9 protein-coding genes are annotated in these 9,726 nt (G+C 38.6%); 4 read left to right on the plus strand and 5 right to left on the minus strand.

Going from position 1 to position 9,726, the window contains the following annotated elements; all coding sequences use genetic code 11:
* Nucleotides 1–5: 5 nt before the first annotated feature.
* The gene (locus CWB75_RS16495) at nucleotides 6–1,169 is read left to right on the plus strand and encodes a DUF3103 family protein (RefSeq protein WP_138571230.1); all 1,164 of its coding nucleotides are present in this window, start codon (nucleotides 6–8) and stop codon (nucleotides 1,167–1,169) included.
* Nucleotides 1,170–1,221: 52 nt separating this feature from the next.
* Here the strand turns inward: CWB75_RS16495 and CWB75_RS16500 are convergent, their stop codons facing one another.
* Complete coding sequence (locus CWB75_RS16500; RefSeq protein WP_138571235.1) at nucleotides 1,222–2,271, minus strand: endonuclease/exonuclease/phosphatase family protein; 1,050 nt, start codon at nucleotides 2,269–2,271, stop codon at nucleotides 1,222–1,224.
* Between the two features lie 421 nt (nucleotides 2,272–2,692).
* Here CWB75_RS16500 and CWB75_RS16505 point away from each other — a divergent pair, with 421 nt between their 5' ends.
* Nucleotides 2,693–3,892, plus strand: a complete 1,200-nt coding sequence (locus CWB75_RS16505; RefSeq protein WP_138571231.1) for an Nramp family divalent metal transporter — start codon at nucleotides 2,693–2,695, stop codon at nucleotides 3,890–3,892.
* A gap of 79 nt (nucleotides 3,893–3,971) precedes the next feature.
* Here CWB75_RS16505 and CWB75_RS16510 read toward each other — a convergent pair whose 3' ends face one another.
* Nucleotides 3,972–4,433, minus strand: coding sequence for a hypothetical protein (locus CWB75_RS16510; protein ID WP_010389738.1), 462 nt, complete (start codon nucleotides 4,431–4,433; stop codon nucleotides 3,972–3,974).
* Here CWB75_RS16510 and CWB75_RS16515 point away from each other — a divergent pair.
* A complete protein-coding gene (locus tag CWB75_RS16515; protein WP_138571232.1) occupies nucleotides 4,418–5,599 on the plus strand; it encodes a PQQ-dependent sugar dehydrogenase in 1,182 nt (393 codons plus the stop codon). The genes CWB75_RS16510 and CWB75_RS16515 overlap by 16 nt on opposite strands.
* Before the next feature lie 242 nt (nucleotides 5,600–5,841).
* On the opposite strand, the gene CWB75_RS16520 is transcribed toward CWB75_RS16515, so the two are convergent.
* A complete protein-coding gene (locus CWB75_RS16520) occupies nucleotides 5,842–6,270 on the minus strand; it encodes a retropepsin-like aspartic protease (protein ID WP_138571233.1) in 429 nt (142 codons plus the stop codon).
* Between the two features lie 43 nt (nucleotides 6,271–6,313).
* Nucleotides 6,314–6,664, minus strand: a complete 351-nt coding sequence (locus tag CWB75_RS16525) for an alpha/beta fold hydrolase (RefSeq protein ID WP_249362341.1) — start codon at nucleotides 6,662–6,664, stop codon at nucleotides 6,314–6,316.
* Between the two features lie 285 nt (nucleotides 6,665–6,949).
* On the opposite strand from CWB75_RS16525, the gene CWB75_RS16530 reads away from it, so the two are divergent.
* A complete protein-coding gene (locus CWB75_RS16530; RefSeq protein WP_249362342.1) occupies nucleotides 6,950–8,062 on the plus strand; it encodes a response regulator in 1,113 nt (370 codons plus the stop codon).
* A 376-nt stretch (nucleotides 8,063–8,438) separates the two neighbouring features.
* Here CWB75_RS16530 and CWB75_RS16535 read toward each other — a convergent pair whose 3' ends face one another.
* On the minus strand, nucleotides 8,439–8,867 hold the full coding sequence (locus CWB75_RS16535; RefSeq protein ID WP_138571234.1) for a retropepsin-like aspartic protease: 429 nt from the start codon (nucleotides 8,865–8,867) through the stop codon (nucleotides 8,439–8,441).
* Nucleotides 8,868–9,726 lie beyond the last annotated feature (859 nt).

Consider the following 9,726-nt stretch of genomic DNA (forward strand, 5'->3'; position numbering starts at 1 on the left):
TTTGTATGAAAAATAAAATAACCAAATCTTTAGCTACAGCGGCATTATTGAACTTTATATCAGTACCTGCTTTTTCAGCTCAAGCTCATATTGAAAATGCAGAAAACTTGATACAGCAAGCTCAATACAAAAACGTAGCAACTATTAAGCGTAATTTCGCAAAGCAAGTAGCGCTTAATTATTCAGTGTTGAATGCTGATTTAAAACAATCAGTAAATAAATATAACTTAGTTTTAAATGCTGAACAGTTATCAACTGTAGCACGGCATACAAAGCGTAATATAAGTCAGGCAAATAGCGCCTTACAACAACTTAAAGGCTTACCAAACAATACAGGAAGCTTGTTACAAGTTCGTTTGGCAAGTGAGTCCATGCTTACTGATTGGCAACAAGGAGAAAGCCCTTTATTCGCATTTGCACCCGCTGGTGACGATAGCCAATGGAGCGAGATTGAAGCGTTCGATCAGTTTGGTGACATTCATTATCTGAGCGTTGACCAAATGCCAACCCAACCTGTTTTTATTGTGGAGTTAGATCAACAAAAAGTACAGGATGCGGGTATTGCAGTAATGAAAGGAATTTTGTCTGCTAACAAGTTCAGCAAAAACATGGTTAGCCCACAAAGTCAATTAAGTAATGAGCAGCCATTACAAACTAGCGTGCTGAAAAAAATACACTTAGAGGATGATAAAGAGCCTTGGATTTCAGGAAAAGCAGAGGTTTATGCCATTGTAACGGGGATCGATCCTGGCAGGGATGAACCAATATTAGATATTGTTGATTTACCTTATTTAGATCATGACCAAACCACTTACAGCCCTAATCAGGTTTTAATTCATTGGCAACGCTATCGTTGGCAGGCAGTTGATTTGCTTTTAATGGAGCAAGATGACAACACAAATTATAAAACCTTAGCAATGAAGTTATTAGAAATATCAGAGCAAGTAATGGCAAGCATCCCTGATTTACAAGCACAGGGCTATACTATTATTCCTAAACTTACTAATGAATTGCTTAAAGCAATGCCTGATGAATGGTTTACCAATAATGATGATTATGTTGATGTTTTTTACACGCTATTTGAAAACAAAGACTATCAAGAATATAAAGGGGCCAGCAGTAATGCTACTATTACCTTGTCACCTTTAGAGATTAACCCTCGTCAGTAAATAGCGACTCGCCACTGTTTAGCTTGGTAACTAAACAGTGGTGAGTTAATCATTACTCCCGCAGTTTAAGCGTGATACATACAACGCCGTGATCGGTACTTAAATCGTCGCGCTCAAACTCGGGGTTAATTAAATGACGATCGTAAGTATGATAATCGCTTACTTCAAAAAAACTGTCGTCATAGCCAGAATCAAACTCACAAGACAGCAAAATATAATCAAGTACTGAACTGCTTGCGCCAAAGTAATGTGTTGCTTTTCGTAGTGGTTTTAAGCCTTGATTATCTTTATCGGTAATACCTTGTATTGACTCATTAGCTACTTCATCAAGCTCGCAATCATCGTGTAACTTCGTAAACAACTGCCACGCATCGTTAAGACAATATTTTGCAAGGTAGGTTTTACTATCAAACGCGGGGGCAAAACGCAGTGTATTGGTTAGTAAATGGCTTAAAACGCCATCAGCTAGGTCGTTATTAAAATCTCCCATTAGTATCATAGGCTGTTGCGTGGCCTCACGACGGCTTATCATTTCTATCATCAGCAATGTTGCTTCACTACCGCGCTGAATAGTTGAGCCCCAGCCACCCGCTACATTTGCTTTTAAAATTTCAATAATGTTTTTTTCAGCGGTTAGTTCTTTATTAGTTTCATCAATCTCAATTGATGGCCGTTTAGATTTAAAATGCACCACATAGCAATCGGTATTGCCGATATGCGGCAAACTTATTGTGGCTCTAAGTACTCTACGGCTAAAGGCAAAATCTTCAGTTAAACCTAAAGTACTGGCAAGCTCATAGTCGTGTTTAACGCTTGCTACTTCAACAATGGGGTATTTTGCTGCTATTGCCACAACGGGGCGTTTATAAATAAAATCATCTATTACCTGTGGCTCATCCACCACAGCAAAGTGCGCATAACCTTGCTGCTTTACTAACTCTTTAAGCGACTCAATGCTAAACACTTCCTGAAAGCCAATTACATCGGGCTGATGTTCGGTTAAATAATCAATAATCCAGCGCTGTTTTTTTGCCCATTGCTCCGCGGTATATATTCGCTCAAACTCATAATAAGCATTAGGTGGCTCAAGATAATTAAACAGGTTAAATGTGGCTATTTTTAATGTTGAATTGGTTATCATCATCTCAGGGGATTGTTCTGAGTTATCAGTTAAAGGTGATGTATTACAGTCACTAATAATGGTCGCCTTTGAAAGTTTATATTGTGTGCTATTGTCAACATCATATAAGATTTTTGCTGAGTGCCAAAGCTTGATAACAACTAAAACCAATTAAATCGTTTAAAGTTTAAGCAAACGAAACCTATCCCCTTTAAATTTATATACAAGTTGGTATGCTACGCGACCTTTTTTAACATATGGTTATCAAAAAAGGCAAAGCCAAGGGGCGGCTAATGCTGCAAGGCACTTAGTATAAGTGGCAGCAATATTACAGGCATCACGTTAAACAAACGTTAGGTGTAACTTTAAATAGCAATATAAAAAGCACTATTAGGGTCAAACTATGCGATTAGGACCAGGACTACTCGTCACCGCTGCCTTCATTGGACCAGGGACTATTACCACCGCGAGCGTAGCGGGTGCAAACTTTGGTTTTGCACTAATATGGACATTACTATTTTCAGTAATTGCCACCATATTATTACAATCTATGGCGGCGCGCCTAGGCGTAGCCACTGGGCAAGACTTAGCACAAGCACTAAGAGCCCACATTGAAACTCCCCTATTTAAATCTCTCGCTATATTTTTAGTGATCAGCGCCATTGGTGTTGGCAGTGCCGCCTACGAGGCTGGTAATTTAAGCGGTGCCAGCATGGGATTAATTGAAATATTCCCTCAGGTAAATGCCCAACTTTGGACGCCACTGATTGCATTTTTAAGTGCCGTATTACTGTATAGCGGTAAACACAAAGTTGTTGAAAATGCGCTTATTTTACTAGTGATTTTAATGAGCCTAGTGTTTATCTCTACGCTTGTTATGGCGGCTCCCTCGCTCAGTGACATATTAGCTGGTTTTGTTCCTAGCATGCCAGCGGGCTCAGTTACCACAGTATTAGCATTGGTAGGTACGACCATAGTGCCATACAACTTATTTTTACACTCAGGGGTACTGGCTGCTCGCCATGACAGCGAGAGTGACAAACAAAAAGTAATTAAAGAAACCAATATAGATACGGGCGTGTCCATCACCCTAGGTGGTGTGATCACCTTAGCTATTTTATCAACCGCATCAGTAGCGTTTTATGGCACCGATGCAGGGCAAATAAGTGCTGCCAATATGGCGGTACAACTTGAACCCTTACTTGGCGATGCCGCCCATTACTTTTTTGCTATTGGTTTATTTGCCGCAGGTTTAACCAGCGCAATAACGGCCCCCCTTGCCGGCGCTTACGCGGTATGTGGCATGTTAGGTTGGTCAAATAAAATGGATAACACTCGCTTTAAAGGCGTTGCCATTGTTATTTTATTATTTGGTGCTGCCGTAGCATCTCTGGGTTTAGACCCTGTCGCAGTGATAATTTTTGCACAAGCCGCTAATGGTTTATTATTGCCAATTGTAACTGCCTACCTTGTTTGGTTAGTAAATCAAGGCTCTGTAATGGGTAAATACACTAACTCAGTGTTGGTAAACCTATTTACTTTACCAGTATTAGTGCTTATTTTTGGCTTAAGTGGTTATAAACTTTTTAGTTTGATTTTTTGATATCACTACGCAATTCTTACACACAAAAGCCGCTGTATTAATAGCGGCTTTTTACATTGCATTGCAAACCAATACTCACTTAAAAACCGTGATGCTCTGTCTTTTGCTTATTTGCCTTAATGAGTTTTGCAAATACATAACCCCCTACTGCACCTGCACATAATTGCGCATAAAACCCCCAGCCTCTTGCACCCGCAATAATAGTAATATTCATAATAGATTCAATAGCAATTAACGCTGTTGCAAACGCTACAATACCCGCAGTTACAAATAATTGTATCCCCTGATTTTTAAGCTTTTTCGCGATAAACCAGGTAACAAAAAATGCGAGAGCAAGTGCAATCGCAATAATAGCGCCGTAAGTAGGTAGCAAGCCAAGCCAATCTTCAAGGGTTAAATTAACACGATCATTAAAGCCCACCACTACACCTACATTAACTAATTGATTGACAACGTATTGGCTATGAAACAAGCTAGCAAGAGTGAATGTAAGTAACCAAGAAACTAAAAATGAAGGGAGTGTACGTGTTAAAAACTGCATGGTTATCTCAACTTAAAATGAAACTTTTTCCTTACACTAGCAAAGGCTTGCAGGGTAAACAATCTCTACGTTGTATTACGCTACTCTCGCTTTTAACGTTTTCTTGTAACGTCAGTGCCGAATTACCAACACAGCAATATACTGCTAGTACCTTAGCAACAGATCTCAATTCACCATGGAGCATGGTTAAGCTCCCAAACAATACGTGGTTAGTTACAGAGCGTGATGGCCATGTTGTCATCATTAAAAACAACCAACAAAGCCGAGTTAAAATAAATTTCGAGGGCTTATACGTTGCAGGGCAAGGCGGTTTACTCGATATAGTACTTCCGCCAAATTACAGTGAATCAAAAGAAATAATTTTCACTTATGCCCAAGGTGAGCTTGATGCAAACAGACTCGTTATTGCCAAAGCTAAGTTTGATGGCGAGCAGTTTTCAGTACCAAAAGTTATTTATAAAGTTGCCACCGATAAGGGCACACCGCAGCATTACTCTGGCCGGGCGCTTGTACTGCCCGATAATAGCTTACTGTTTTCAAGTGGTGATGGCTTTGACTACCGCGAGCAAGCACAAGTTATAACCAGCCAATTAGGTAAAGTGCTACGAATTAATTTAAATGGCACTATTCCAAGCGATAACCCGTTCATTAAACATGAAACCCCTACCGCGCATGCCATTTATTCACTCGGGCACCGTAACTTGCAAGGCTTGGTTTATGATTACGATACACAGCAAATTATTAGCCACGAACACGGCCCCGCAGGCGGTGATGAGCTCAACTATTTAAAGGCTGGCACCAATTACGGCTGGCCAGTAATAACCAACGGTGATGACTACTCGCAAGCACGTATTTCGCCCTTTAGAGACTACCCAGGCATGGCTAAACCAACCGTAGATTGGACGCCCTCAATTGCGCCATCAGGCATGGCATATTATGGCTCTATGCATGCAGCCTTCCCTTCACTGCAACGCCACGTACTCATTACCACATTGGTCGATAAAAAGCTCTACAGCGTTAATTTAAAAAATGGTGAATTCACCCAGTCGCATATTTTTCCAGAAGCCACAGGCAGGCTCAGAGATGTGTTTGTCACTGCTGAAGGTAATGTGGCGATATTAACGGATGGAAAAGCGGCAAAGCTGATGTTGTTTAAAGCAAATTAATTTACAAAGAGGGTTAGAGGCGCTTCGCTTTTAGAGGTAAGTAGCGGCTTAAAGAAGCTGCTTTAATAAATTTAAGAACTCTGTTGGGTGGCGCCTGCGGCTTAACCAACCTACCTTTTGACATAGGTCGGATAAGTGGCGAAGCTATGCCATCCGACGAAAATGATGAATTTACTTGGAACAAACCGACTTATCACGCTGTGCTTAATATGCAAAATAGCGACTTAAAGAAGTCGCTTTAATTACTCACAATCAGCTAATGGCTCACTAATTGTCAGTGTATCAGTGCCAAAATCTAATACAGCTTGGTATTTTCTAAAAAATGGAGAGCCTAATAATCCATGTATTATATTGTCACCACCAGCGGGCTGAACATGGTCTAGGTTTAGTGATACAAACTCTGTACTTTCAAACAACTGCCCTGCTAATTCAAATTTTAATACTTCAATCAGGCCCATTTCGTGGTCGGCTGTACCTAAACCTGCGGCATTTTCTTCACTTAGTTTCTCTTGTATTCCAAGCTTTTTAATACATGCCCTATCTAAAACAGATGCACCCGCCGCTGTATCTAAAATTAAATTTACTTTATGTCCGTTTATTTTAACTTGTATTATTTGGTGGCCTGTTTCTGTTACTTTAAATTTCAAACTTGTAGTTTTAACTAATTCCATGAATGTTCCTTATTCTATATTAAGTTATTTAATAGATACTACATTACAAACACTTATGAAAACAATCCACCTTATAAATAAGTAAACAAACACTTTGTACTTTGATGCCATGCAGCTCATTTAAGTTGCTTTTAGCAAGTCGCTCTTGCGCTATCGTATCACCGTAATCGTGGCTTAAAACATGCGCTATTTTTACATTTAAAAGCTTTAAAAAGCGAGTCAGTAAATCCGCTTGCATATTTATGATGTAAGTAACATTTTGCGGTTTATCACTAAAGCCAAAGCCCAGCATATCGAGGGTAAATACCTTTAAGTGTTGAGTGAGCTCAGCCCATTGATTGGTTGAGTAACCATGGATCAGTAATAAACACGGCGATCCCTCCTCCACTTGCACATGATATCTAATCTCATGACCTTGAAGTTTAAACGTCGACTGGCTTTTATGCCACGAAGCTAATAGTAAGTAATTATTGTGGTGTTACTAATGACATTCATGACGATTTCGGCGCATTTATAGGATTATAAACAAATGAATAAAGTATCTATCATAATTAACTTTTAATGTGGTGTTACTTAAGTGCTCCATGAAAATGTATATGAATTTATTATTTGCGGGTAGCCATTTCCATGACTAATATCATTTAAGATAGGACGACAATAACTAAATTAAGGAGTCAAAGTGAAAATATTGTCCGTTGACGATAACCCTCAAAATAGAAACATCATGGAAATTGCGCTTTCTAAGCAACACGATATTGCTTCATCTGATGGAACCGAGCCAATATTAGCGCTAATGGAACAGCATCAACCACAAGTCGTCCTGATGGATATTTTACTTAGTAATGGCCTTACTGGTTACGATTTAGTTGAACAAATAAAACAATCCGGTGAATACGATGATTGCGAAATTATATTTATATCCGCTTTAACATCAAGTGAAGACAAACTCATAGCATATGGGTATGGCGGCGATGATTATATTGCCAAGCCAGTAGACTTTAAGGAACTTAACGAAAAATTAAAGCGTGTTGAACTGCGTATTACAGAGCGAAATAATCTAAAAGAAATGTACGATGTTGCCTCTACAACTGCTTTTACGTCAATGCAACAAGCTAGTGAACTCGGAGAGTTAGTTTCATTCTTTACTGACAACCTTGACGTAACCGATTTAGATACATTATTTGCTAACGTACAGCAGTACTTTACCAATGCAGGCGCTAGCTGCTGTGTAGAGTTTAGGGTAGCAAACCAATATCACCAATTTCCAAAACAAACTATTTCTGAACTGGAAAAAGAAATTCTTGAGCTAGGCAGAAGAGCAAAACGAATAGTGCCATTTAGCTCTAACTTATTATTTAACGCGCCTGCTTGCTCAATACTTGTAAAAGGAATAAATGCAAAAGACGAAGGCTTACTCGGACGACTTCGAGATAATTTTGCTATTTTACTTACTATTATAGAAAGCCGAATGGAATTTATTGAACAGCAATTAGAAAAAGCGACGATACGTCAACAAGCTTTAAACACCCTCAAGAGCCAACTTGCTGATGATTTTAGTACTATAAATAAACTATGCTCAGAGCAAGATAGGCAAGTAAAAATACTCGTTAATGACTTATCTCAAGCTATACAATCAAAAATGATCACTCTAGGTTTGGATGAAGAGCAAGAGTCGGAGCTCGTCGGGTTAGTTGATGAAACGAAAGAAATTGTAGAAGAAACCTTAGTCCTGTCTTTTACGCTAGAAGAAAAATTACAAGCCATAACAAAACGCTTAAAAGCTGTTGAATAATATAAGTACAATTTATAGACCAAGCTCGACAGAACCATGACGTTAAAACTTCAACCTTACTACGCTCTTCTACAATTAAGCTCAAGAGTAAGTGGTTATTGTAGTGTTACTAATCAAACTCATGACAAACTCGCTGCTATTATAGGGTGATAAACACATAAATTAAGTAACTACCTTAATTAACTTCTTAACTTGTGTCATCTAAATTAGAGCTCTGTTTGGTGGCGCCTACGGCTTGACCAACCTACCTTTTGACGTAGGTCGGATAAGTGGCGAAGCCACGCCATCCGACAAAAATGATAAATTTACTTGAGACAACCCGACTTATCACGCTGTGTATAATATGCAAAATTGCGGCTTAAATAAGTCGCTTTAATTACTCATAATCAGCTAATGGCTCATTAATTGTCAGTATATCAGTGCTAAAATCTAGCACCGCTTGGTATTTTCTAAAAAATGGAGAGCCTAATAATCCATGTATTATATTGTCACCACCAGCTACCTGAACATGGTCTAGGTTTAGTGATACAAACTCTGTACTTTCAAACAACTGCCCTGCTAATTCAAATTTCAAAACGTCTATTAAGCCCATTTCGTGGTCGGCTGTACCTAAACCTGCGGCATTTTCTTCACTAAACACTTCTTTTATTCCAAGCTTTTGAATACATGCCCTATCTAAAACAGATGCACCCGCTGCTGTATCTAAAATTAAATTTACTTTATGCCCGTTTATTTTAGCTTGTATTATTTGATGACCTGTTTCTGTTACTTCAAATTTCAAACTTGTGGTTTTGGCTAACTTCATGAATGTTCCTTATTCTATATTTAGGTTAATTAATAGACACTATATTACAAACACTTATGAAAACAACCCAGCTTATAAATAAGTAAACAAATGGCTTTTCACCAACGCCTATATCGTAATTATAATATGCTAAAAATAACTTCCCCCAACGCACAAAACTTTATGTTGGCAAAGCAACATTAATTCACAAAGAGAATAAGAGACGCTGCGCTTTTAGAGGGAAGAAGCGGCTTAGTTCAAGCCGCTTCCTTGCAACTACCATGACACCCTGCTCGCTATTTATACTGTTTAAAACTTAGTTTGAAGCCATTGAAAGTACAAAATTAAAGGTGGGTGTCTTTTTTGTCCTTGGATTAAAAAATATGGCGTGCCCTCAGAGTTTAAGACTGAGGGATCACTTATTGGATGTATAGCCATATTTAAAGTGAGTTTAAAAATAATAACTCTTGATTTTTTGAAAAAAGATCAAGAAAACACAGCTGCCTGCTTGACCGGAACTTTCTAATTGGTGACCCCTTTGGTTTTAAATCAGCGGGTTTAAACTTGTGGTTGAATGATTTTATTCGATAAAGAGCTTTATTCACAAAGAGAATAAGAGACGCTGCGCTTTGGGAGGATCATAGCGGCTTAAATTAAGCCGCTATGAAGAATTTAAGTTCTAATGTCTGAAGTCAAGATTTGACCCCATTTAGTTTTATTGAACTGGGAAATTAAAGTTTAGTAAAGGATCGTGATTTATTCAATTTAGAATGGGTGTCCGTATTAATAAAAATTTGTAGTCGGCTATAATGTTGAGCGCAGCGAAAACAGCCAACTGTAAATTTTCCTGCTTGATTGCCTTGTATGTTTCTTAACACTT

This window comes from Pseudoalteromonas sp. S1608 (assembly GCF_005887265.1).
Taxonomy (GTDB): domain Bacteria; phylum Pseudomonadota; class Gammaproteobacteria; order Enterobacterales; family Alteromonadaceae; genus Pseudoalteromonas; species Pseudoalteromonas undina.